General features: G+C 30.8%; 23 protein-coding genes. 16 read left to right on the forward strand and 7 right to left on the reverse strand.

From position 1 onward, the window contains the following. Positions 1-17: 17 nt before the first annotated feature. Positions 18-236, reverse strand: a complete 219-nt coding sequence (locus MOV50_RS09480) for a cold-shock protein (protein WP_321777666.1) — start codon at positions 234-236, stop codon at positions 18-20. Positions 237-473: 237 nt separating this feature from the next. On the opposite strand from MOV50_RS09480, the gene MOV50_RS09485 reads away from it, so the two are divergent. Both MOV50_RS09485 and thiI read left to right on the forward strand, forming a co-directional pair. Continuing rightward, positions 474-1,016 (forward strand): hypothetical protein, encoded by a 543-nt coding sequence (locus MOV50_RS09485; RefSeq protein ID WP_321777667.1) that lies wholly within the window; start codon positions 474-476, stop codon positions 1,014-1,016. 177 nt (positions 1,017-1,193) lie between these two features. Continuing rightward, positions 1,194-2,660: a tRNA uracil 4-sulfurtransferase ThiI gene (thiI, locus tag MOV50_RS09490; RefSeq protein ID WP_321777668.1), complete on the forward strand. Its 1,467-nt coding sequence runs from the start codon at positions 1,194-1,196 to the stop codon at positions 2,658-2,660. Positions 2,661-2,666: 6 nt separating this feature from the next. Here thiI and MOV50_RS09495 read toward each other — a convergent pair whose 3' ends face one another. Continuing rightward, positions 2,667-3,251 carry a putative metalloprotease CJM1_0395 family protein gene (locus tag MOV50_RS09495; RefSeq protein WP_321777669.1) on the reverse strand — a complete coding sequence of 195 codons (585 nt, stop codon included), beginning with the start codon at positions 3,249-3,251 and terminating at the stop codon, positions 2,667-2,669. A gap of 69 nt (positions 3,252-3,320) precedes the next feature. On the opposite strand from MOV50_RS09495, the gene MOV50_RS09500 reads away from it, so the two are divergent. Further along, the gene (locus MOV50_RS09500; protein ID WP_321777670.1) at positions 3,321-3,524 is read left to right on the forward strand and encodes an RNA-binding S4 domain-containing protein; all 204 of its coding nucleotides are present in this window, start codon (positions 3,321-3,323) and stop codon (positions 3,522-3,524) included. A gap of 1 nt (position 3,525) precedes the next feature. Beyond that, positions 3,526-3,852, forward strand: coding sequence for a hypothetical protein (locus tag MOV50_RS09505; RefSeq protein ID WP_321777671.1), 327 nt, complete (start codon positions 3,526-3,528; stop codon positions 3,850-3,852). Here the strand turns inward: MOV50_RS09505 and MOV50_RS09510 are convergent. Next, complete coding sequence (locus tag MOV50_RS09510) at positions 3,790-4,500, reverse strand: DUF445 domain-containing protein (protein ID WP_321777672.1); 711 nt, start codon at positions 4,498-4,500, stop codon at positions 3,790-3,792. The two genes, MOV50_RS09505 and MOV50_RS09510, sit on opposite strands and share 63 nt — an antisense overlap. A gap of 65 nt (positions 4,501-4,565) precedes the next feature. Here MOV50_RS09510 and MOV50_RS09515 point away from each other — a divergent pair, with 65 nt between their 5' ends. Genes MOV50_RS09515 through MOV50_RS09530 form a run of 4 tightly spaced genes read left to right on the forward strand, consistent with a single transcriptional unit; the run spans position 4,566 to position 9,393 of the window. Beyond that, the gene (locus MOV50_RS09515) at positions 4,566-5,354 is read left to right on the forward strand and encodes a replication initiation protein (protein WP_321777673.1); all 789 of its coding nucleotides are present in this window, start codon (positions 4,566-4,568) and stop codon (positions 5,352-5,354) included. Further along, on the forward strand, positions 5,351-5,854 hold the full coding sequence (locus MOV50_RS09520) for a hypothetical protein (RefSeq protein ID WP_321777674.1): 504 nt from the start codon (positions 5,351-5,353) through the stop codon (positions 5,852-5,854). Before MOV50_RS09515 ends, MOV50_RS09520 begins: the two co-directional genes overlap by 4 nt. Then, positions 5,851-6,270: a hypothetical protein gene (locus tag MOV50_RS09525; protein WP_321777675.1), complete on the forward strand. Its 420-nt coding sequence runs from the start codon at positions 5,851-5,853 to the stop codon at positions 6,268-6,270. The genes MOV50_RS09520 and MOV50_RS09525 overlap by 4 nt, the downstream gene beginning before the upstream one ends. 30 nt (positions 6,271-6,300) lie before the next feature. Continuing rightward, positions 6,301-9,393 (forward strand): efflux RND transporter permease subunit, encoded by a 3,093-nt coding sequence (locus MOV50_RS09530; RefSeq protein ID WP_321777676.1) that lies wholly within the window; start codon positions 6,301-6,303, stop codon positions 9,391-9,393. A gap of 104 nt (positions 9,394-9,497) precedes the next feature. Here MOV50_RS09530 and MOV50_RS09535 read toward each other — a convergent pair whose 3' ends face one another. Continuing rightward, the gene (locus MOV50_RS09535) at positions 9,498-9,893 is read right to left on the reverse strand and encodes a rhodanese-like domain-containing protein (RefSeq protein WP_321777677.1); all 396 of its coding nucleotides are present in this window, start codon (positions 9,891-9,893) and stop codon (positions 9,498-9,500) included. 63 nt (positions 9,894-9,956) lie between these two features. On the opposite strand from MOV50_RS09535, the gene MOV50_RS09540 reads away from it, so the two are divergent. After that, the gene (locus MOV50_RS09540; RefSeq protein WP_321777678.1) at positions 9,957-10,328 is read left to right on the forward strand and encodes a hypothetical protein; all 372 of its coding nucleotides are present in this window, start codon (positions 9,957-9,959) and stop codon (positions 10,326-10,328) included. Here MOV50_RS09540 and MOV50_RS09545 read toward each other — a convergent pair whose 3' ends face one another. Together MOV50_RS09545 and MOV50_RS09550 are read right to left on the reverse strand one after the other, a co-directional pair. After that, positions 10,329-11,354 carry an NAD(P)-binding domain-containing protein gene (locus MOV50_RS09545; protein WP_321777679.1) on the reverse strand — a complete coding sequence of 342 codons (1,026 nt, stop codon included), beginning with the start codon at positions 11,352-11,354 and terminating at the stop codon, positions 10,329-10,331. Between the two features lie 12 nt (positions 11,355-11,366). After that, positions 11,367-11,744: a hypothetical protein gene (locus MOV50_RS09550; RefSeq protein WP_321777680.1), complete on the reverse strand. Its 378-nt coding sequence runs from the start codon at positions 11,742-11,744 to the stop codon at positions 11,367-11,369. 155 nt (positions 11,745-11,899) lie between these two features. On the opposite strand from MOV50_RS09550, the gene MOV50_RS09555 reads away from it, so the two are divergent. From MOV50_RS09555 to MOV50_RS09585, 7 genes are all read left to right on the forward strand, one after another. Then, the gene (locus tag MOV50_RS09555) at positions 11,900-13,381 is read left to right on the forward strand and encodes an NAD(P)/FAD-dependent oxidoreductase (protein WP_321777681.1); all 1,482 of its coding nucleotides are present in this window, start codon (positions 11,900-11,902) and stop codon (positions 13,379-13,381) included. Positions 13,382-13,456: 75 nt separating this feature from the next. Beyond that, the gene (gdhA, locus tag MOV50_RS09560) at positions 13,457-14,812 is read left to right on the forward strand and encodes an NADP-specific glutamate dehydrogenase (RefSeq protein ID WP_321777682.1); all 1,356 of its coding nucleotides are present in this window, start codon (positions 13,457-13,459) and stop codon (positions 14,810-14,812) included. 2 nt (positions 14,813-14,814) lie between these two features. Continuing rightward, on the forward strand, positions 14,815-16,641 hold the full coding sequence (locus MOV50_RS09565; protein WP_321777683.1) for a mechanosensitive ion channel family protein: 1,827 nt from the start codon (positions 14,815-14,817) through the stop codon (positions 16,639-16,641). A gap of 72 nt (positions 16,642-16,713) precedes the next feature. Beyond that, complete coding sequence (locus tag MOV50_RS09570; RefSeq protein ID WP_321777684.1) at positions 16,714-17,328, forward strand: molecular chaperone TorD family protein; 615 nt, start codon at positions 16,714-16,716, stop codon at positions 17,326-17,328. A 3-nt stretch (positions 17,329-17,331) separates the two neighbouring features. Next, positions 17,332-18,432 (forward strand): 4Fe-4S binding protein, encoded by a 1,101-nt coding sequence (locus MOV50_RS09575; RefSeq protein WP_321777685.1) that lies wholly within the window; start codon positions 17,332-17,334, stop codon positions 18,430-18,432. After that, positions 18,425-19,186, forward strand: a complete 762-nt coding sequence (locus MOV50_RS09580; RefSeq protein WP_321777686.1) for a hypothetical protein — start codon at positions 18,425-18,427, stop codon at positions 19,184-19,186. Before MOV50_RS09575 ends, MOV50_RS09580 begins: the two co-directional genes overlap by 8 nt. After that, entirely contained in the window at positions 19,187-19,693 is a 507-nt protein-coding gene (locus tag MOV50_RS09585; protein WP_321777687.1) for a hypothetical protein, read from the forward strand. A gap of 12 nt (positions 19,694-19,705) precedes the next feature. Here MOV50_RS09585 and MOV50_RS09590 read toward each other — a convergent pair whose 3' ends face one another. Continuing rightward, positions 19,706-25,123, reverse strand: coding sequence for a hypothetical protein (locus MOV50_RS09590; protein WP_321777688.1), 5,418 nt, complete (start codon positions 25,121-25,123; stop codon positions 19,706-19,708). Between the last annotated feature and the right edge of the window lie 77 nt (positions 25,124-25,200).

The raw sequence follows: 25,200 nt of genomic DNA on the forward strand, positions 1-25,200 counted from the left end.
AGCCTGCAAAAGTGTTACTAAAGTGGAGTTACATTCTCAGCTTGAGGTCCTTTTTGACCTTCACCGATTTCAAATGTAACTTTTTGCCCTTCAGCAAGAGAAACACGACCACCACCTGTGTGGTTTACTTGACGAAAATGTACAAATACATCTTTCCCGCCATTATCTTGTTGAATAAATCCATAACCTTTTTCTTCATTGAACCATTTAACTGATCCGTCTACTAATTCTGCCATTGCAATACCTCTTGTATTAAAATATCACTTCTTGCGAAGTGGAGTCAAAAATTGGAGAGTCTTTAGGGTCACAATTGAGCAAATTACAAAATCACACACTAAAGATGAACTCGAGCCTCATCTTTTCATCGAGAGTATTATAGCTTAATTTTTCAAGAAATGACAATAAATATTGAAATTTGAGTTTATTTACAAATTGTCGATATTAGTTGTATAACTATAATAAAAGGAGATGCCATGAATATTAGTTCAAGTATGCCAAATATCAATGCAAATCAAAATACTGGTGTAATCAAAAGTAATTTTACGGAGAAGATTTCAAAAGAAGAAGCATCTGAAATAAGAGAGGCAATTACTAAAAATGCTCATGCGATGATGCTTAATTCTACTACTATACAAAGTAATTTAGCTACTAAAAAAGATGACTTTGCATCTTTATACAAAGACTTTCAAAGTTTTTTAGGCGATATAGGTTACGAAGGTAAACCAATAGCTGAACTTTCTCAAGATGAAGCATCTGCACTTGTAAGCGAAGATGGAATCTTTGGAATAAAGCAAACATCTGAGCGTATTGCAAACTTTGTTATAAATGGAGCGGGTGGAGATGAAGATAAATTTCGTGCTGGTCGTGAAGGAATGCTTTTAGGATTTAAACAAGCTGAGCAGATGTGGGGTGGTAAACTTCCAGAAATTTCACAAAAAACTATGCAAGCAGCCATAGAAATGGTAGATAAAGCTATGTATGAAGCAGGTTTTTCTATTTTAAATGAAGAGGTCTAAGAGTAAAAGCATGATAAATACATTTATAAATGTAGTGCAGGTGCAACTTTTTTTTGCATCTACACTTCTTTTAGTTGGCGGATCCTTTATAAATCCGTATCTAGGATAAAGTCAGGCTGAAATAGGTTCTTATTAAAAAAACAGTATAATCCCCTTAAATATTTAGAGGATTTAAAAGTGTCAAATATAAGCCTTAAAACACAAAAATTTATCTTAAAACTTTTTCCAGAGATTATGATTAAAGGTTCATCTGCCAAACGCCAGATGGTCGGTCAACTATATAATAATTTGCTAAGTCTTTTAGAGAGAATATCACCAAACATAAAAGTAAAAAAGTTCTCTGACAAGATAGAAGTACTTTCTCCTGTTGAAGTTCTGCAAGAAGTTAGACAAAGGCTTTTGGATACATCGGGAATAGAACAGATACTTGAAGCCTTACAGTATGATGATATGGACACATTAGAGAAGATAAAAGTAAAAGTTGGAGAACTTGTTATAGACTCTCTTAAAGGAAAAACCTTTGTAGTGAGAGCTAAACGCAGTGGAAAGCATGAATTTAGTTCAGTAGAGCTAGAACAGACTGTTGGTGGTTATCTACTAGCTCATTCAAATGCAAAAGCCGTAGATCTTAAAAATGCAGAGATTACAGTTCGTTTGGAACTTATACAAAATCAACTCAATATAATAACTACAAAGTACAAAGGTCTTAGTGGTTTTCCTATTGGTACACAAGGAGATATTTTATCTTTGATGTCAGGTGGATTTGACTCGACCGTTGCATCTTATCTTACTATGAAACGCGGTATAAAAACTCACTTTGTTTTTTTCAACCTTGGTGGTAATGCTCATGAGATAGGAGTAAAACAAGTTGCACTTTATCTTTGGAGTAAGTTTGGTTCATCTCATAAAGTGAAGTTTATTTCTGTACCTTTTGATGATGTTCTAGAAGAGATATTTCGCTCAACACCACCATCATATATGGGAGTTACTCTTAAGCGTTTAATGCTTAAAGCTTCACAGAAGATAGCAGACTCTATGGAGATAGATGCTCTTGTAACAGGAGAGAGTGTGGCTCAGGTTTCTAGTCAAACTTTGCGTAACCTTGCTTTAATAGACAAAGCAAGTGATATGCTCATACTTCGCCCTCTCTCAACTATGAACAAACCAGAGATTATGTCTATAGCAAACGACATAGGAACTAGACATTTTGCTGAAGCTATGCCTGAGTATTGTGGTGTTATTTCTCAAAACCCTATCACTCACGGTTCTTTTAAGCGTATGGAGAAAGTTGCCAAACAGTTTAACTATGATGTACTAGATAAGGCTGTCCAAAATGCTCAAAGTATATATGTTCATGATATTATAGATGATGTAACAAAATTAGCAGCAGTAGAAGTTATACAAGATTTAACCGCACAAAAATATACAGTAATAGATATTCGCGTAGAAGATGAAACGATAGAGATAAATTGTGAAACTATCAACATACCTTTTCATAGGCTAAAATCAGAATTTCCAAAATTGCCACAAGATAAAGAGTATCTACTTTATTGTGAAAAAGGTATTATGAGTCAACTTCATGCTCAGTACTTGAGAGATGAATACAAGTGTGAAAATGTAAGAGTTTACAGACCAGCAAATTAAAGGTGTTTATGCAGAGATTTCAAATGGTTCTATAGAATCTTTTTTGTAAGTTTCTTGACCTGAAATTTTCTCTTGAGCTTCTTGAGAGATTTGTTGTTTTGCTTTCATCATCATAACCATCGCTGAAGATGCTACTGCCATATCTTGTCCACTTGGGTTTGCTGGTGCAGTGGCAGATGCTATAACAGCTTGGGCATTTGCAACAGTTTCTTGTGGAGTTGAGCCTGTTTTAAAAGATACTGAAACTTCACCACCAATAGCGTACATCTTGCCATCAGGTCCTTGCTGATAAGTGTAAGTTGCAGCACCCGTAGATGCACCTCCACTTTGATGAGCTGCTTCATGGGCTTTTACTTCAGAATCTCTTGATTGAAGGTCTAGGACTAATCGTTCTTCATCAGGGCTAAGTTTATTCGGATTTGTTTTAGAACTCTCATTTGCTTTTTTCTCTTCATCTTCTTTTAGTTTTTGTAGATGCGGATTATCAACTTTTTTAAGTTCTTTTTCCTCAAAAACAAGCGCTTCCTTTTCATTTAGTTTTATAGTATAGCTTGAATTGATATTATATGGAGAGCTTGAGTTAATATTCATAATAATTATTATACAACTCCATAAATTAAAAATTGCTGTATAATCTCATCTAAAAGTAAGGTAAAAAATATGAAATTTGAACTAAAAGATGAATATATAGAGTTGTTTAAACTTTTAAAAGTTTTAGACTTAGTAGATAGTGGTGCACACGCAAAGATGCTCATAGCTGATGGTTATGTTAAAAGAAACGGCGAAGAAGAACTTAGGAAAAGAGCTAAAATAATAGGCGGTGATGTTATAGAGATAGCTGAAGTTATTATAGAAGTGAGATAAGATGCGAGTATTATTACTTTTATTGATATTTATCAGTTTTGTTTTTATATCTTCTTTATATATTTCAAAAGAAGATGGAAGTTTAGACAAAGAATTGAAATCAGTTAAAAAAATAGATATAAAACCGTTAAAATTATTGCAGGATAAATTTTTAAATCTAGATATAAATGCTAAAGATTTTGATTTAAAAAAGTTTATAGACGAGATAAAAGAAGCGAGAAAACTATACCCGCTTGATGACAAACTAAAGATGATAGATATAAAACTAGAGAATAAGCGAGCTAATGAGTCCTATAAGTCCACCAAAGACTCCACCCCAAACGACTAACCAGTCTAGATGCTCTTTAATGAGTTTTTGAACCATCTCTTTTACAAGTTGTGGTGTGAGTTCATTTAGTCTTGCATCTATTACATTTTCTATAGATGCTAACATGTCATCACTAAGCTCTGAGTTTTGCATGTGATTTTGTAAGGTTGCATTAAATGCGTCTGAGTTTACTATCTTGATAACTGCTACTTTCATCTTTAAAGAAAATGGTTCACGAAGAGCATCTAGAGCACTCTCTCCACCAAACATTTCTAACATTCCACCAAATGAAGACTCCATTACAGTTTTACTTAAAGCGTCAAAAGCAGGAGCAAAATCTGTTTGTTCTATGATAGGTTTTAGATTTATCTTTTGTTCTTCATTTTTGAAAAAATCATCTAGCTGTTCTCTTGTGAAAAATTCAGTCATCATTAGGTTTTTAATAGACTCTTTAAAAGCTTCAAACCTTGCAGGAATAACGCCAGAGCCGTAAAGAAATGGAACTTTTTCAAAAAGCATATGAATAGCAAGTTGGTTTGTAAAAGCCCCAGATAAAGCAAATAGACCACTAAAAAGAAGTAGAGAACTATACTCATCAGGTGTTGTAAATGATAAAGCTGTTAAAATAACAGCAATAAAGTGGGTAATAAAACTTTTATTTAATTTCAAACATATCTCCTAAAATAAAAGTGGAATTATACTCAAAATATGAAATATATCAAATATGGAAGTTTATGTATAAATTTGTAAATCAGCATAAGTTTAGTGAAGATGAAATTGAGTTTTTAGTTTTAGTCATCTCACAAGTTAGTGAATTAGACCAAAAATTTAAACAATATATAGTCTATAAATCAGATTTCGCAAAAAAAATAGATTTTAAAAACTTTTTATCAAGACCTTTAGAAATAGAAGAAAATGATAGTTTTTTTATAACAAATTGGTTTACAAGTATAGAGTTTGTAAATGAACTTTATAAAATTTCACTTTCACAAAAGTTAATGCCGTATTTGATAGAGTTAAAGAAAAATTACGAGATTAATGAACTAAAAGAGCTTATATCTCAAGGTAAATCTAAAAAAATTACACAAGTTAATAAGAAAAATTTAACTTTTCAAAATAACAATGAAGATATAATAATAGATACAAGAAGAGTAGTTAATTATTTTGACCAAGAAAGAAAAAAAATTCAAAAAAATTATATTAGAAGAGAGTTTAAAAATATTGACGGAGAGTATTTACTCAGAAAGCATCTAAAAGAAACTGGAAGAACACCAAAAATGTTCAACGAGGCTATAAGATGGCTTTTTTCAAATAATCCAAAGGCTTCATTTCATAGACAAAATATTATGAATATAGGAAAATTGATAGAACATTTTAATGTGCTAGAACATCAGGCAATGTACTCAAAAGAAGCGATTGAGTTTAATGAAGAAACACAAATCTGGGTAAATATATATAGAAAACAAGGTATGCCAGAAGATGAAATACTAGAAAAACTAAGAGAGGCTGGATATATATCATGAGCATAAAAGAAGCAAAGTTGATAATTAGTGAGTATGATTTAAATACAGATGAAGACACCTTTGAAGTGGTTTTAGAAGTTATAAATAAGTTTGGTTCTGCTAGAAAAGTTTTAATGGAAGGTTTAAAACCTGAGTATAAATACTTAAAAAGACTATCTAAGCTTTTAGCTATGTTAGATGAAAAAGAAACTTTTGATGGTGAAGCAGAAGAAATAAGTATATTAATGCACTCTATATATAAAACAGTATCTAAAGATAGTGAGTCTAACGGTGAAGATTTTAATTCTCTTTTAACAAGAATAAAAGTACATCATCTAACGCAGATGCAAAGATGGGTTATAAATGATGTAGGAGGTCGAGAAATGATTGGAAAAATTACACATCAAGAGCCAAATCAATTAAGAAGACAAATCTTAAACTCTATAAAAAAATATGAAAGATTAGAAGAATCACCAAATTTGGTAATAGAAAATAAACTTAAAAATATAGGACAATTATGAAACAAGAAAGTTATGAACTATTTAAAAGTTCAAGTATACAAAAGATAAAAGAAGTTTTAGCTCAAGAGTTAAAGTTGAGAAATGAAAAAGAGTTTTGGGGTGATAAAGTAGTTCCTTTTTCGGAGGCAATACTTAGTGTGTTGATTCCACTTAGAGATGCTGGTAAACTTTTTGACCCTGAGGGAGTTAGTGTAGATGCTTTGACCCCTGAACTATTTTTAAAGTGGAGTGATTTTGTAAGTTTAAAAGCACTTGCATTTAAGATTCAAAAATCTGATGAAGAGATAGACTTAAAACTTCTAGGAGATTATCTTGGTCGTTTTAATGTAAATCTTGAAGATGAGTCTTTAGATTTTCCAATTTCAAGTTATAACTTACATCAGGGTGTTAGCAATGTAATAAAATCGCTTTTATGAGTTAGTATAATATGAAAAAGGATTATTCATTTGACTAAAATCATAAAATATTTTATAGATAATAAGCGTTTAAACTATATGCTTTTGATTTTTTTAGCATATATGGGTTATAACGCTTATATAAATATTCCAAAAGAAATTTTCCCTAATGTTGAGCTTGATAAGATTAGTGTTCGTGGTGCTTATCGTGGTGCTAGTGCGACAGTTATGGATAAGATGGCAGTTCGTGATATAGAAGAAGAACTTAGTAACATAAATGGCATCGATAAAACAGAAACAACCATCACTCCTGGGGCATTTGCTATTATTTTAACTTTAAATAAAAATGTAGATAAGGTAAATACACTCTCTCGTGTAAAAGACTCAATTGCTCTAACAAGACAATACCTTCCTTCTGATATGAACGAGCCTGTTGCAAGGCTTTTAGATAAAGCTAAATCTCTTATAAAATTATCCTTATCCTCAGACAAGATGAGTAAAGGTAAATTGACTGCTATTGCAAAAGAGATTAAGACAAAGATTTCTCGTATAAAACATATTAGTGAAATTTTAATTCGTGGAGATTCAAAAGAAGAAATATCTATACGAGTTGATTCTGGGGCTGTTTTAGCCTATGGCTTAAAACATTCAAGTGTTTTAAAAGCTATAGCCGATTTATCATATATTTTTCCTGTTGGAGATATAGAACAAAGAGGAAATTTTGTTTATATATCTACAGCAAATGGTAAGTCAAATGCCTTAGAATGGGAAGATAGCATCTTAAATATAGATGGTAAATATATAAAGTTGGGAGATATAGCCAAGGTTAAGATTGAGTACCCACAAACAGATACTCTAGCGTCTTTTAATGCTAAACAAACACTTACTTTAGTTATCTCAAAAGGAGAGTTGGGTGACTCCATAAAACTCTCAAAAAAATTAAGAGAGTATGCAAAAAAGCTTAAAAGAATCTATCCAAAAGTTTCATTTAATTTTTACCAAGACACCTCTAAACCTGTTGAAAATAGACTTAATACTGTTCTTTCAAATTTAATGTTTGGACTTATCCTAGTTTTCCTATCTATGTTCGTCTTAATAAACTTAAGAATTGCTTTAATTGTTTCTTTAGGTATCCCGTTTTCATTTATTATTGGCTTATTATTTATTTACTATATGGGTTACTCTATAAACATCGTTTCACTTTTAGGGGCTTTGATAGTAATTGGTATAGTAGTTGACGATGCTATTGTTGTAAGTGAGAATATTCAACGGCATATAGATGAAGGGATGCAAAACCGTGAGGCGGCAATACTCGGAGTAAAAGAGATGATATTGCCTGTTACACTTGCTACAGTTTCGACAGTCGCAGCTTTTTTACCCATGTTTTTACTAACAGGAGAAATTGCACTTTTTCTTATCTTAATCCCCATAGTTGTTGTTATGATTTTGATAGGTTCACTTTTGGAAAGTTTTATATTTCTACCACTTCATGCATCTGAGTTTTTAAGAAAAAGTAACAATTTTATAGATTGGAATCCTTTTAGAGATTTATATGGAAGAACACTCTCTTTTTCTATAAAATATAAGAAGATATTTTTGCTTCTTTTCATCGTTTTGATTCCACTCTTAACAATGCTAACTGCAAAGTCAATGAAGTTTCAATTTTTTCCAAACTTTGATGGTAATAATCTTTATATATCTGGAAAATTAGATATAAATACTCCACTTGAAGATACATATAAAATAGCGAGTGAGATAGAGCGTGAAATGATGAAGTATTCGGAGGAATTTTCACTAAAGTCCATCTCTGCTACAAGTGGATATAGAAGAAGTTTATCAGGTGAAACTCAAAGAAACAATAGCGTCTTTTTTATCACAATGGAGTTATATGAAAGAGAAGAAACTAATTTTATAAACAAATATATAAGTCCTGTTCTAAACTTTAGTTTTGATTTTAATAATCCTGATAAAATCAGACAAAAACAAACTTTTGAATTATCACCAAGAGTAAGAGAGTTAGTCGCTCCTTTTAAGCAGAAGTATAAAATGGTTGAACTTGGTGTTATGGAAGATAAGCCAGGGCTTATAAAAAGTGATATTCAGATAAATCTATCTGGAAGTAATGACGCCTCTTTACAAAAAGCTGTTAAAAAACTAGAAGTAGAGATTTCTAAACTTAAGGGGATTAAAAATTTTAGTGACAATATAAGATATGGCAAGATGGAGTACAAGATAAAAATCAACTCTTATGGAGAAAGTCTAGGTCTAAGTGAAGCATCTGTTGCTAGAGTTTTAAGCTCATACTTTTTAGAAAAAAAACAATCAACCACTTTTAACGAACGCGGAGTAATGGAGATAAAAACAAGAGATAGTTTAAAAAATAGTACTCAAAGACTACTTGATTTTAATGTAGCACTGGCAGATGGGCGTTTTGTAAAACTTACAGATATAGCAATAATCTCACAGATGCGAGATTATGAAAAGATAGATAAACTAAATGGAAGCATAGTAAAAACAGTTTATGCAAGTGTAGATAAACGCATCATTACTCCAACTGAGGTTTTAGAAGCTCTAGCATCTACACTTGAAGAGATTTCTGATTCTGGGATAGAGGTAAAACTGCTTGGAGAAAAAGAAAAGAAAAAACAACTAAAAGATGATATGAAAAATGCTTTAGTTTTAGCAACCTTTTTAATCTTTTTAACACTTTTACTGATTTTTTCAAAAATAAAATATGCTTTAATGGTTATGAGCGTTATACCACTTTCTGTTTTAGGAGCATTACTAGGACATAAACTTTTAGGTATGAACTTGAGTATGCCTTCTGTTATCGGAATACTTGGACTTGCTGGAGTTGTTATAAACGATGGCATAATTATGCTTGATTTTTTACATGGAACTCATAAATCAGATGACTTTTTTAAACGAGCAAAACTTAGACTTAGACCTATCGTTATAACTTCTATCACAACATTTTTAGGATTATTTACTTTGATGTTTTACGCAACAGGACAAGCTGTTATCTTACAACCTATCGCTGTTTCTTTAGGTTTTGGTCTTATGTGGGGAACTTTTTTAAATCTTTTATATCTACCAACACTTTACGCTTTAGTCAATGATATTAAACCTCTTAAATCATCTTAAAAATAGAAGATATAAAATACCCCAAAGAAGAAAAACGATAAGTGCAATTGCCCCAAAAAGGACAATAACTCTTGAAATAAAGTAGAAAAAAAATCTAAGTAGTGTCATTTTTTATAAGAAACTATCGGTAAGTTCATACCTTTAACATACATCATGCCACCTTGTAAATTTATAACATCATAACCGATTTCTTTAGATAAAAACTGCGAAAGTATCTTTGTTCTACTTCCTGTTCTGCATATTAGAGCGAAAGGTTTTGTAGTATCAACTTTTTTATTTAACTCAGCTAAAAAAACTTTGATATCATAACTGCCTTGTTCATTAAAAAACATAATGGTTATTGCATCTTTAACTATACCTGTTTCTACCCATTCTGGGGGTGTTCTTATATCAACTATTGGGATTTTAGAGTTTAGAAATTTTTGTGTAGGATACTCATTTTTTAAATCAGCTAAAAGTGTTACAGCCAAAAGCATAAAAGATATAAATATTTTTGTCAAGTTGTTCTCCATATTTTAAGTGTATAATTATATCAATATTATATTAGTAAAAATAGGAAAAATATGGCGGCGTCAAATAAGGCTATCGAAAATTCAAATAGACTACGATATATAAGAGCACTTGAAAGGTTTCATAAAAGTACCATTTCATATCTTTTAAATACACCTGAGCTGAAGATGCAAGGTTTTGTTAAAAAGATAAACAATGCTTTAAAAGTTTTGCGAAGAATAGAAGAAGTTGCAGTATATAAAGGTGAACTTCAAGATTTGCAAACTCTTGTTAAAAAAATAATATTTTTAAAAGAGTCTGATAAAGAGATAGAAGATATAAAAGATGAAATTTTATATTCTTCAAATCAACTAGATAAGAGTAAAAATGCCCGTCGATATAAAAAAGACAAGCACACTAATTCTAAATATGATGATTGGGATTAATTATTTAAAATCTGGATTATTTTTGAAAAATTCTTCAATTTTATCTGTATGAGCATATATTTTTCCACTTCTTGCCATAACTGAATTTACTATATGGTAACCATGATTTAAGGCTGCTGCAATAGAGCCACCAGTGTTAAAAGCTATATCTCCTGCAACATAAAGAGATGATACGCTTGTTCTGTAATGTTCATTATATATAGGTTTTCCATCTTCATCAACATTTATGCCACATTTTTTCAAGAAATCAACGGGAGAAGTTCCACCTATTGCGTAAATAATTCTGTCATAAATAGTAAAATAACCATCATTAAAATTCACTTTAATTCTACCTTCGTAGTTTTCTAAACTCTCTATATCAGTATTCATTCTAAGGCGTAATCTTTCTTGTCCATCGTAGCGTTTTAGAGTTTCTTCATTTTCAGGGTTTAAACGGGAAAAACTACCTTTTCTGTAAACTAAAGTTACACTGTTCTTTTGGTCAGCCAACTCATAAGCATACTCAGATGCTGAGTTTCCACCACCAACTACAAGAATCTTTTCACCATTACTACATTTGTCAAGATTATAATTTACATATTTTTTGATAGATGGAGGGACTTTGTAAGAAGGTTTATTTGGTTTACCCATTTTTCCGATGGTCACAACTACTGCTTTTGATCTAAAGCTTTGAGTTGGAGTAGTGATTATAAATATATCTTCTTTTTCATTTCTAACAACACTCTCAACTTCAGTTCTAAAAGCAGTGTCAATTTTTTCTTGGTCTAAGAGTTGGTCAAAAAAGTCTAAAGTTGATTCTTTTGTTCCATCCATAAAAGGGATATTTCCTTCTATGTTCATAGTTTGACCTTTCCAGTCTTTATCTACTCTTTTGTTGTCTTTGTAAAATTTTCTAATAGTGTTTGAGTGATTATCTGCCTTATCAATAAGTAAGATATTCTCTATTCCATGAACCGCTGCTTCAATAGCTGTTCCTATTCCACCTGGACCACCGCCAATAATTACAATATCATAAATAATGTTCATTTTTGTTAATTCCTATAAGTACATAAATTGAGATAGTAAAATAATAATTACTACTAAAATAAAAGGGAAAATATGTTTTTTAAACACCCAAGGTGCTATACCAAACAATTTTTGATTTATCCCACGAAAGCCAAGCCAAAGTCCAAGAAAAGCTTTAAAACTTAGAAGCATCTGAAAGCGACTCATTCCATCTGGACCTATTTCTCCAAAGATTTGAAAAATTAGGAAAAGCCCACTAGCAACGGCAACCATGAGAGCATAAGGAACAACTTTTCTCACATGAATCATGATAGCTTCTTTAGCTTTTGTATGTTCATCCTCATTTAATGTTTGAGACATTTTTGATAAAAATAAAATATCTACAAATAGAAAACCGCCGTAGATAAACACTGAAAATATATGGATTGTGTGAATTAAAGTATAAGTGATATTACTTCCTTGTTTTTTGATAAAATTTTAGCATAATTTACAAGCTAATTCATTGTTTAAAGTCAAATGTAATAAGAAGCAGTAAAGATAAAGAAAACTTATAGTAAGGTTGCTACATGAAAAAAATAAAATATGATGTATGTGTTATAGGTTGTGGTCCTGCAGGTTTCGCTGCGGCAATGAGGTCTTATGATTTTGGTAATCATGTTGTAATCGTAGAAGGTGGACATATAGGTGGCGCTGGCATTGCAAATGGTGCGCTTAGTTCTAAAACAATGTGGGAACTCTCAAAAGATTTTGCTAGTGCAAATAGAATAGACCGTGGTTATCGTGCTTCTGGTTTGCAAGTAGATTATGAAAAAGTTAGAGATAATGTTTTTACAGCAGTAAGAACAAAAGAGTATCAAATTCGTTCTCAGATTGAAACATTTGCTAAAAAAGAGGGTCGTACAAAAAGTGTTACTTTGATTGAAGGTTGGGGAAAATTTTCAAAAGATAGAACACTTGTTGTTACTACTCATGATGGTGAAGATGTTGAAATTGAAGCAAGTAGTTTTATAATTGCAAGTGGTTCTCACCCAAGAAAACATCCACTTTTAGAAGTTGATGGAGAGAGAATTATCTCATCTGATCATATTCTGCAACTCAAAAAATTTCCAAAGAAAATTCTTATTGTTGGTGCTGGTATTATTGGCTGTGAGTTTGCTACAATTTTTGCAGATTTTGCACAAACAAGAGTTTATCTTCTTGATTCGCAAGAGAGAGTTATCCCTTTTGAAGATGATGATGTAAGTGATTATGCTGGAAAAATGCTTGAAGCAAATGGGGTGAATATTTTTCATAAGGCTAAACTTAGATGTATTAAAAAGTATGAATCACATATTGATGTAACATTAGATTACCCAGATGGGCATACCCAAGTTATCAGTGTTGATGTTATTTTAGTATCTATTGGTCGTGTTCCAACTATGAAAAGATTAGGTCTTGAAAATATAGGTATCGAAATAGAAGGAAAAAGAGTTATAGAAACTGATGATTGTTGTAGAGTGTGTGGGAATATTTATGCTGCTGGTGATATTTCAGGTCATGCTGCGCTTGTTCATATTGCAGAGATGGAAGGTAGATTTGCTGCTAAAGCCATAGAAGAAAAAATTAAATTTCCATTAAGATATAAAAATATGTCAGCAATTATGTTTTTTAATCCTGAAATTTCAACTGTTGGTATGAGTGAAAAAGATTGTCAGAAAGAAAAAATTGCCTATAAAGTTGTGTTTTACTCACACGCTTTAGTCTCTCGTGCGATAGCTATGAGAAGTATGAAAGGTTTCTTTAAGATGATTGTTACAAATGAAGAAAATCCTAGAATCCTTGGTATGAGAGCAGCTGGACCACAATCTTCAGCAGCAATTATGTATATTGTAACTTTAATGGACCATAACATTAGACTTGGTGATATTATGAAAACTGTACATCCTCATCCAAATATGACTGAGGGTATTCAAGAATCTATAAGAACACTTTTAGGTAAATCAATATTTAAACCGGAAGCATTTCCTCAGTATATAAGATTTAAAACTTGGGAACCAGATAAAGAGTAAAACAATTTGTATTTTTTAATCTGTTACTTACGATATTTTTGATAATATTTTGATAAATATAATTTTAGGAATATTATGAGTTTAGCTGAAGAAAAAATTAAAAAATTTGAGAGCGTTAGCTCTGAACAAGACGCAATCTTTTTTCAAGCGATGGAAGAGGTCATCTACTCCATCGCTCCCCTTTTAGAATCATGTGATATCTACAAAAAAAACTCTATCTTAGACAGATTAGTAGTTCCCGATAGAATCTTCAAATTTAAAGTAACTTGGTTAAATGATCAAAACGAAATCATGGTAAACACAGGTTACAGAGTTCAGTTTAACAATGCATTAGGACCATATAAAGGTGGTTTGCGTTTTCATCCAAGTGTAAATGAAGGTATCTTGAAGTTTTTAGGCTTTGAACAAATACTTAAAAATGCACTGACGGGCTTACCAATAGGTGGAGCAAAAGGCGGAAGTGACTTTGACCCAAAAGGAAAAAGTGATTTTGAAGTTATGAAATTTTGTTCATCTTTTATGACAGAACTTCATAAGTATATTGGTCCTCGTATTGATGTTCCTGCTGGAGATATCGGAGTTGGGGCAAGAGAGATAGGTTACCTTTTTGGAGAGTATAAAAAAATCACATCATCTTTTGAAGGAGTACTTACAGGTAAGCCTTTTATGTTTGGTGGTTCTTTAATGCGACCAGAAGCAACTGGATATGGAGTAATTTACTTTACTCAAACAATGTTAGAAATGGAAAACAAAGAGAGTTTAGAAGGTAAGATTTGTACGGTGAGTGGAGCAGGTAATGTTGCCATTCATGCAATAGAAAAACTTTTACATATTGGTGCTATTCCTGTAAGTTGTTCTGATTCAAGAGGTACGATATATGATACTCGGGGAATTGATTTAGCACTTTTAAAAGAGATAAAGTTAGAAAAAAGAGGCTCTTTAGAAGAATATGTAAAAACTTTTCCTGAAGCTAAATATATACCCGTAAATGATTATCCTCAAGGTGCTCATGCCGTTTGGGATATACCTTGTTATGCGGCTTTCCCGTGTGCAACTCAAAATGAACTAAATGAATTAGATGCTCAAAATCTTATAGTAAATGGATGTGTCAGTGTAAGCGAAGGAGCAAATATGCCTTCAACTCCAACAGCAATAAGTAATTTTTTATCTCATAAAGTTTGTTTTGCACCAGCAAAAGCAGCAAATGCTGGTGGAGTTGCTGTTAGTGAGTTTGAAATGGCTCAAAATGCTTCTATGAGTCATTGGACTTTTGAAGAAGTAGATACAAAACTTAAAAATGTAATGCAACAAATTTGTAAAAGAGTCGCTTTAACTGCTAAAGATTACGGAGTTGAAGGCAATTATGTAGATGGAGCAAATATCGCAGGATTTAAAAAAGTTGCAGATGCTATGATAGCAGAAGGAATCTAGAAATGAAAAAGATATTTTTTCTTTTATTTTTACTATTACCAGTTTTAATATTTGGAAAAATAGACTTTATACCTTTTGTAGAGAACCAATTAGAACTTATAAAAGAAATGAATAGTGAAGAAGCTACTCAGGAAAGAATAGTAAAATTAATTAAAAAACAAGAGTTTATGTACTCAAAGGCTATAAATCAACTCTTAGAAGATAAAGAAGATTATCTCAAACGATCTAATGAGTATAAAGCACAAGTTTTTGCACTAAATAAAGTTATAAATTTAAATAAACGACATGGCAATGCTTTGGCTGTTGCCAGAGATGAAATATTAGTAAAAATATATACAATATTAGAAGAACAAAAAGATATGATAAAAAATATTTTGATTTCTTTAGATAATGTAAAATCTTATGATGAATATGAGAAATTTTTAAATAAAGAGTTTGTGAGAAACCAAACAAGACTTCAAGAGATAAATAATATTGATTATAAAAAATATTTAGAGATTCAAGGTGAATCAAAAGTTCTTATAAAAGTTAAAGAATATGTAAAGTTATATTATATGGTTATAGAAGTTAACTATGATGTAGTTAAGTACCTCTCATATTTCGATAAAAAAATGTATAGTTTAAATGAGTATTCTAAGTATGGCTTAGTTGCCCCGATAATTCAGATAAATGAGATGCAACTTACAAAAAACATCAACTCTATGCTTGAACCACTTGGTCTTAATATAATAAAAATACTGGTTATCATATTTGTAACACTTTTAATTTATGGTATAAAAAAATATGTATATACTTGGGCACAAAGTTTATTATTTAGAATTAAATATATTCAAAAGTATTCAAAGGATATCGTAAATAAGCTACATAAAATTATAAAATTTATTATGTTACTTATAAATATAGAGATAGTAGTATATATATATAATGACTTTATATCTGTTAATAGTATCAACATAACATTTAATATTTTGTATAGTTTTTTATTCACTTACGCAGTATATAAAACTTTAAATACAATTGTTTCTATAAAAATTTCAGAAATTGATAATAATTCAAGTGTAAAAAATGAAATCATCAATGTAGGGATAAAAATAGTTAATTTCCTTGTATGGATAATAGGTTTTTTACTTATTTTATACTCAGCAGGAGTAAATCTTACTGCTGTACTTTCTGGTCTTGGTATTGGTGGTTTTGCAGTTGCTCTTGCTGCCAAAGATTCTCTTGCTAACTTTTTTGGAACTTTATCCATTTTACTTAGTGATACTTTCTCTCAAGGAGATTGGATAGTAGCAGATAAGCAAGAAGGAACAGTTGTAGAGATTGGACTTCGTGTTACTACAATTAGAACTTTTGATAATGCTCTTATATCTATACCAAATGCCAACTTGGCAAATGCAGATATAAAAAACTGGAATAAGAGAAGACTAGGGCGTAGAATCAAGATGAGTTTAGGTGTAAAGTATGACTCTAAAGCAGATGATATAAGAAATGCTGTATTACAGATAAGAGAGATGCTTCAAACGCATCCAGATATTGCAACAGATAAAACAGAAATAGATAGAAGCCAATATAGTGCATCTAAAATTTTGTCTTATGAAGATTCACATGGGATAAAAAAGACACTACTTGTTTACTTGGATGAGTTTAGTAGTTCTAGTATAAATATACTTGTTTATTGTTTTTCAAAAACTGTTGATTGGGAAGAATGGTTAGTAACAAAAGAAGATGTAATGCACCAAATGATGAAGATTTTAGAAAAAAATAACCTTGAATTTGCATTTCCATCAATGAGTATATATCATGAAAATGAAGTTAAAAATATAAGCTAAAGAAATTTTTATCTTTTTGTGATAAAATCATCACTTAAATAAAAGAACTACTAAATAAAAGGTATAAATTATATGCAAAAAATAAAGTCTAGAGTTAATATTTATGCGCTTATGTCAAGAATCTTACTTCAAGAGTTAGATGAAAAAACTCTAAAGATGATTAAAGAAGATGAAAATATTTTAGATTTTTTTCCAACTTTAAAAGAGTGGAAGCAACTTCATGATGTTGATGAAAATAAACTTTTGCAAGAATATTTTAATCCAGACTTTGTAAACTTATCTGTTTTACATCTTATACCTTATGAATCTTTTTATGTAAGAGAAGACCAAATGATTGAAACAGGTGGAGCAAACCCTGTAACAGATATGTATAGTGCATATAACTTTATGGTTGACTATGAAGCATCTAGAACTGTTTCTTCAGACCACATAGGTGTTGAACTAGAGTTTATGCATCATTTATGTTTAGCAGAATTAAAAGCTTTAGAAGATGAAAATGAAAGTGCAGTAAAAGAAGTGCAAGTCGTTCAAAAAGAGTTTTTGAATAAGCATCTACTAAAATGGGCACCGCTTTATCTTATAAATATGAAGTATGAAGCAAGAACACCTCTATACTACGATGCTGCTGAGATGACTATGGAATTTTTACTTAGTGATAATGAATATTTAGTAGAAAAAATAAAATAATTTATGTCTTTGATAAAACTAGAAGCAAGTCGTTGTGTCCGCTCACTTGCAAGAGAGAGTCAGTGTAATAAATGTGAGCTTGCTTGTCCAACAGATGCTATTGTGGTTGGAAATAATCCACTTCCAGCTATAAATTTTTTTGCGTGTGTTGGATGTGGAGCTTGTGACGCAATATGTCCAAGTGAAGCTTTGGTATTGGAAAATTTCAAACCAAGCGAATTTTTCTTCTCCTTTTTAGAAGATGAACAAAATCTAATCTCTTGTAAAAAAAATGTTCCTTGTATTGCAAGTCTTAGTGTTGAGAGTCTAATCTCTTTAGCAGTTTTGAAAAAAGAAATGATTTTTGATATGGGACATTGCGATGAGTGTTCTATCGCTCATAAATGTAAAACTCAAATCATCAAAAGCCATGAAGAAGCTTTGTACCTTTTAGAAGCCATGCAAAGTGATGCAGTTATAAAACTTCAAAATGTTTGTTATGAAGAAGATAAAGAAGAAAATAGTGACAGAAGAGGTTTTTTTAACTCAATAAATATAAATAACTTTGCTAAAACAAAACATGCTTTTGAGTTAGAAGTTAAAAAAGCTAGTGATGAGTTGGTTGAGCATACTTTACAAAAAGAAGATATTGCACTTTTAAAGAAAAAAAGATTAACCGATAGAAGAAAACTTTTTTTTACTGCAATAAAAAGAGTAGAGAAACCATCACAGTTTCATATCATAGATGCTAATGAAGTGAGTTTTACTTCACAAAAACTTATGAATGAAGATAGTTGTATAGCTTGTCAAATGTGTTATAGAGTTTGTCCTAGTGGTGCATTGACTTCAGATATAAAAAATTCTAAGATTGATTTTGACCCATTTCTTTGCATAAAATGTCATATTTGTCATGATGTATGTGAAGTAGATGCTATAACTCTTTCTTCTTCATATAATGTGAAAGAATTTTTTGCTCCAGAGGTACAAAATCTTATATCTTTTAAAGTAAAACGATGTGATGAGTGTAATATTATTTTTAGTACAAATTCAAATGATAAAATGTGTTATAGATGCAAGGTAGAAGATGAAGAAGCAAGAGAATTATGGGGCATAACAGATGAATGAATCAAATCAAATCTCTTCGCAGACTAAACTTTTTGGTTTTATAGGGGAGTATGCTGGAGTTAGTAGATTTAGTGCAGTAATAAACAAAACTTTTAAAAAAAAAGGTGATGATGCGATGATGATTCCTATGAATATTAGAGAAGATGATTTGTACTTTACTCTCTCAAATATGAAAAAATCACAAGTAGATGGTGCAATAATTTCTAGTGAATATACAGATGCCATACTAGATGTTTTAGATGAATCAAGTGCGATGGTAAAAGAGTCTGGAATGTGTGATATCGTTTTTAAAAAGGATGATAAGCTGATTGGTGACTTATTTAGCATTAGAGTGCTAAATGAGGCTTTAAAAGATATAGTAGCTACAAAGATAGCGGTTATTGGAATTAAACCATATACAAAAGCATTTACACTTCTAAGCTGCGGATTTGAAGTTAGTTACTTTCATGACAATCTTGAAGAGTTGATGGAGTTTACAAAACAAGTACAACTTAAAAATGCAGATATAAATCGTTTAGCAGACTCGATGAGTGTAGATATGTCAAAATTTGATGCTGTTTTAGATTTTTCAGATGTTGAGAGTTTTGATATGATAGAAAAATTACCAAAAATTTCTTTTGATATGAAAAACTCAAAACAGTTTTCTAGTTTAAAAAAAAGAGCCAAAGAGTTAGATGCTAGGTATATGAGTTATGATGATATGATAGAAAATTTAAGTGCCGTAGCATATAAAAAAATAATAAAAGGACAGTAGATGGAACAACATGATTTAAGTGATTTAAAAGCAGAGTTTAAAAAATTTGTAAGTGATAAGTGTTCACTAAATCCAGAAGATGAAATGGCACAAAATAGAGATTCTGGAGATAAAGAAGATGAAGAGCCTGTTCCACAGTTTGTAGATGCCCTTACTTCTAAACTTTTAGCTCCTGCTCAAAGTGGAGTATATATTTCTCGTTTAGATATCAAAAGAATTGCTGAGGCAATTGATGAGTCCATTCCTATAAAAGAGCGCGCTAAAATGGTTAAGTCATTGTTTAGACATACTACTAAAAAAGAGTATCTTAAAGATGCTTTTACAGAAATAGATAAACATATAAATGGACGCATTTTAATTTATAAAGAACTAGGAGAAACTTTTCCAGCATCTAAAGAAATCTTTGATGAGCATACAAAAAAAGCAAAAAAAACTATGAAAATGTTTGACACTATTATAGAAGATTTTGAGGAGATAGAGCCAACTAGTGACCCTATGTTTGTTTGAAAATGATAGTATTTACGTTTTAGGTTCTAAGGTTATAAAATACTTGTCACTAATCATTCTAGTATTATCAGATATTAAATCAAAAACTTTATTTGCCTTAAATTCTTCAACATTTAAAGTTATATTATTGACATATTTATTTCCTACTTCTAAATATCTATATAAAAGATATGCATATTGAGAATCTTTTTTTAAAGGAACTTCTCCAAAAATAATTTTATAAGCATTTGAAAACTTACTTCTTCTTACCTTTACCTCATCATCAGTTTTAAATCTTTCCACTGAAAACAAGTAACCTTCTGATGTTAAAAAATAACCATAATTATTTGTAAAACCTTTTTTAATATATGAACCTTTTTGCACCAATTGTAAATCACTTGTTAAAGATCCATAAGTCTCTGTTACAGCTGCTTGAATTGAAGCTTTCATACTGTTAGCCATCTCTTGAGCAAAGCTGGTAAGCTTATTGTACTTATATGAATGATAATTAATAGCAGTTAAACATGAATTAACTACTCCTTTGGGACTATCTTCATAATATTTACTTAAATCTATTTTCAATAAAGATGTAGCAAGTAGTGTATTGTTTTTTGAGAGAGTTATAGATTTAGAACTACCATGAGCATGAATATAAAAGAAACTTATTTTTTTACCTGTTTGAGTAAGAAAATAATCTAATACATTTTTATGAGTATCAGTAAATTCTTGTACCGTTTTAATTGCAACAACATAAGTATTATATTGCTTTTCTATTTCAGAAACATCTCTAAAACTCTCATCATGTTTCATTATCTCATCATCTTCATATGTTAATAGCACAAGTGCATTAGGTTTTTCTTTATCAATGTTTTTAGGTAACTTTAATACATTATAATTTGTACTATCTCCAAGTCCTCCAGTCATATACGCTTTTTCATTTACCGCACTAATATTTTCAATAGAATTATTATTATTATCTACCGTTAATGATTTATCTTTATCTTGAATAGAGATATTACTACCAGGATTAATATATCCTTTTTTGACACCCTCTGCAATAGCATTATCAATGGTTGGTATATCTTTAGTATTATCTTGAGATAAACTCTTTGCTGCATTTGGATAAGTATCTAAGACAGTTTTGACTTTTTCGTTTTCTTCTTCTGCTGTTAAAATTCCATCTTTTTTCAATTTTTTTATCTCAGATATCTGTCTCGAAGCATCTTTTTTCTGGCTTGCCATTACTGCAAGATTCGCAAAGTCTTTTGAGATACTTGCTAAATCTGTCACACTTTTTGATGTTGTTTGTAGAGCAGTTAATGCATTAGCCTGTGTTCCGGCAAGTCCTGTCATGTCTTTAAAGGCATCACTTTTCCCAAGAAGTCCATATGCAGCCATTAGTCCAGATGGGTCAGGGGCAGTTTGAGGTGTTTGCATATTAATGATATTAGTTGGCAAATCTTTTACTTGAAGATTGCCTACATCTTCTCTTCGACTAGAAGTAGAAACACTATCTATTGCTGTAGGGTTAACTCCACATGGAGCATCCTCAAATCTCCAATGTCGTGATTCATCAACCTCTTCACATGAATTACATTTACCCATTACAGATTCTGCATATACCCCTTTAGTTGGAACACTTATTCTAAATGGATCTGGTTTAGTATCTGGTTTATAATGTTCTAATAAATCTGCTCCTCTTAACATAGGATCAAGTCTCTCTCCGGGAACAACTTTTAATACTAGATTATTACCTACAATACCCATTATTTTATTTTCAACTACACTTGCTACACTCCTACCTTTTGCATTGGGCGCGATATAACCATCTAAGAGTCCAAAAAGACGACTAGAATCCATATTAGACCAAATTGATTTATGTGCCATCTCTAAATGTTCATTTAAAAACCCTAAAAGTCTTTGAGCATCTTGAATATCTTCATCTTTAGGATTTATTTTTTCTTTATCACTCATCGGGGTATATATTAGGGCCGCATCAGTAACATAATCATATGAAGGTACGAGATGAAAATGGTTAATTGAAACACCAGAGAGTTGTTTAGTGCTAATAATATCATTATTAATATTCTTATTTCGAAGAAGAAATTCACTCATATATTCTGTCTTATAATGAATATATGCAGATTTAATAATAATTTTTGATGATTGTGTTACCTCAGTATGCGCTCTAAATAAAAGATGTTTAATCTCTCTACGCGTTACTTTACTGTTTGTAGTTAATGCAACATTGACCTTTAATGCTGTCCCCTTAATATATGGACTCATTAATGTTACATCAGTATTTAAGTTAATTTCATTACCCTCTTTATCTATTGCATAAATCCCTATTTTTTCTATAAACTTTTTAACTATTTCAGGAGCATAATCTTTTTCAAAAATTTCATTCTTTTCTTTTTCACTAAGTGGATATTTTTTACGATAAGTAAATATCAAATTTTTTGTAGTCCATGGGAAAAAACTTTTCAACTCAATACTTTCAGTAACTATTTTATTTGCTTTTTCAACTTTAGAAATATAAGGACGCACTAAGTCAAAAGAGATTGTAAAGTATCCGCCCAACTCTTCAATTACATCATCAGCATAACTCCCATCTGGAAGACCTGTATCACGTTTACTTTCAATACGTTCAATAGCGTCAAAACCTTTTAATAGCTCTTTCCCATACATGGAACCTTGTAAAGTATTTTTCCAACGTAATACTTTTTTATAATTAAAATCACTCATAGGGAGTGGTACAAAAAGGCACTCTTGAGCATCCACTAACTCTTGTTCTACAGCATAATGTTTTAGTACTTCAAAATATTCTACTGTCATAGAATGACAATGATTATTATTTTTAATTACCTCAGTTTGCACAGTTACAGATTCATTTTGTCCTACAGTTTGAATAACTGTATTACGTTGACTTCGTACAGAAGATGCGGATTGAGAAACATTATCTTGCAATCTATTTAAGGTATGTCCTGCAATATTGCGAGAAGAAGCTTGAGAAGCTGTTGAAATAGATGATGAACCAGAGTGAGAAACTCCACCTGAGGCACCAGCTACAAAGCCCCCGTAACTAAAACCTAAGCCTCCACTAGCTCCAGCACTTGTGGACTTTGTTTTATTACTAGAACGAGCATTTACATTTTCACTAAAGGTTGAATTAATAATTTCGTCTATATCTCTTTCCCTTGAGATATTAGCATTTAATGATTCTGAGACAGCTTGTTCTTCTGTTCGCCCAGCTTGTTCTCTTCTGTCCCAATCAACAATTGCAATTTGTTTTTCTTGGCAGGGTGCAAGTGGTAAACTATATAGTAAATCACCCAAAGAGTAACCATCTGCTTTCCAGACTTGTTTAAACTGTAAAATATGTCCATGAGCTATAGTTGTATTTTCATATATTGTTGGTGTTTCATCCCAATCTATACTGCTATCAACGCTTAAGCTTTTACGTCCTGGGTGGTTATGAATATAATCCAACTCAATTTTTTCAATTTTGTTTTTTGCAAGATTTATTGATAATTTCAACTGTTTAAGTTCCGCTTTAATATGCTTATAATTTTTAATAAAATAGTCATCTTGAACAAAAAGCATTTCCAAATTACATTTTCTATAAAATGTGTGAAAGTCTTCAAGTAATGATGAAAAATAGTTTATACTAAGTTCAAATTCATTATAAAACGCTCCAATATTCATAATCTCACCTAAAGTGAAAATTGATTTATTGGACAAAGTATCCTTTAAAAATTCATAATCTTGCATTAAGCAGATAATACCTGCAACACTTTTTTTATTTTCACTACAAAAATCATTTTCAATGCCATAATTAATATTATCTTTAATATTAATCAAATAACTATTAACTTCATCCTTATAAGATTTATACTTTTCACTCATACCCATTTGAGTATCTAGCATTGAAATAAAGGCATTAATCCTTTTATTAAGACTTTTCCTTTGACTATTATCTATTTTTTTTATTTTTAAAAATCTTTCTAAAAAGTCTTCTATTTTAGAGTTGAATGCACCATTATCTAGAGAGGGTGTATATGGATTATTATGAATATTATCTTGTAAATTTTTGATATCTACTTGCAATGCTTTATAGTTAGTATTATCCTCAAGAGCGTTTAAATTAATTGTTTCACAATAGCCCATATTATCTATTGCAACACTTGTAGAACAATAAGCTTGCTGTACTTTATTATGTAATTGCTCTAGCTTGTGTTTATTTGCACTATATGTTGCTATTGAATCTATAATATTGTTTACATAACTATTATCTACTTCAAAATAAACTGGTGTTGATATAGCTTCAAGAGTATTAGACATATATTTCAATTCTTTTGTATATGTATGTTTTTCAAGAGAAGGGGTCTTTTTAGTAACTGGGGTTAAGGTTACTTTATTATTTTCAGATACTGTAGATTCTTTTTCATAGTAGTATAATCCTATAGAATTCCAAGAGTCTATGAGTTGTTTAAACATTGAAAAAGCATCTGAAGTGTAAGAAGACAATTCTAGTTTAAAATATTTACTTTCTGCTTTACCTATTGTATAGCTTCTGATTTCAGGTTCTGTTGTTCGTACTGTATGAAAAAAATTATGTTCTTCAAGCGATCTATTAGGAACAGTAAAATCAACGCATCCACCACCAAGGTCTTGTGAAAAAGCAGAAGAGTTTACTAAATCATTACTATTTGGTAGACTAGCTACACTTTTTTTAATTTCTTCTTCATCTAAAGTTGATAAATCTGCCACTAAGATAATATTTTTAGGTAGTTCACCATCTTCTAGAGATATAGGAATTTGTTCTGATTCTAAACCGGCAATAAATACATAGGCATCATCATATGTTATATGCTTTTCTAATTCTGAATAAAAATAACCAGAATTATTAAGTTTAGCGGATAAAAGAGCTTCATACTCATTATTATTCTCTCTCCTAGCCATGATAATGATTTGTAAACCTGTAAGATCATGTTGTGCTGACGAATCAATAAGTTTTCCACTGATTTTTTTATAAAATATTGTTTTTTTATCAGGTTTTTGAAGCTTAATTATTTTAGGGTTTATTTCTATACTGTATTTTTCTGTTGTATCTTGCTGGCTTGGAGATGCCTTTGAATCATGTAAATTGTAATAGGAAGTTTGAACTTTACCTAAGAGTTCTCCATCAGGTGCAAAGACCTCTATGGTTACATTGTTGTCATAAATAAACTCTTTCTTAGGAAGAAAAAATCGAAATTCACCATTTTTTTCAATATCTATCCTATCTTTACCAAAAATATTTGATTGAGTGTCTTTTCCTGTTTTGAAAATTTGAAGATAACTGACTATCAAGTAGTGCCCCAAATAGGCTATCTCTATTTCTTGCTCTTTATTATTTTTAATCCAGTTTGTTGTAGGTACTAACCTACCATTAACACTTCTTTGTTCCATGAAATATCCTTTATATGTAAATATACAAGTAATCTTAGATATATCACTTAAAAAAGGTTTTTTTCAAAATCAACCTA

The sequence above is a fragment of the Sulfurimonas sp. genome (assembly GCF_029027585.1).
Classification (GTDB): Bacteria; Campylobacterota; Campylobacteria; order Campylobacterales; family Sulfurimonadaceae; genus Sulfurimonas.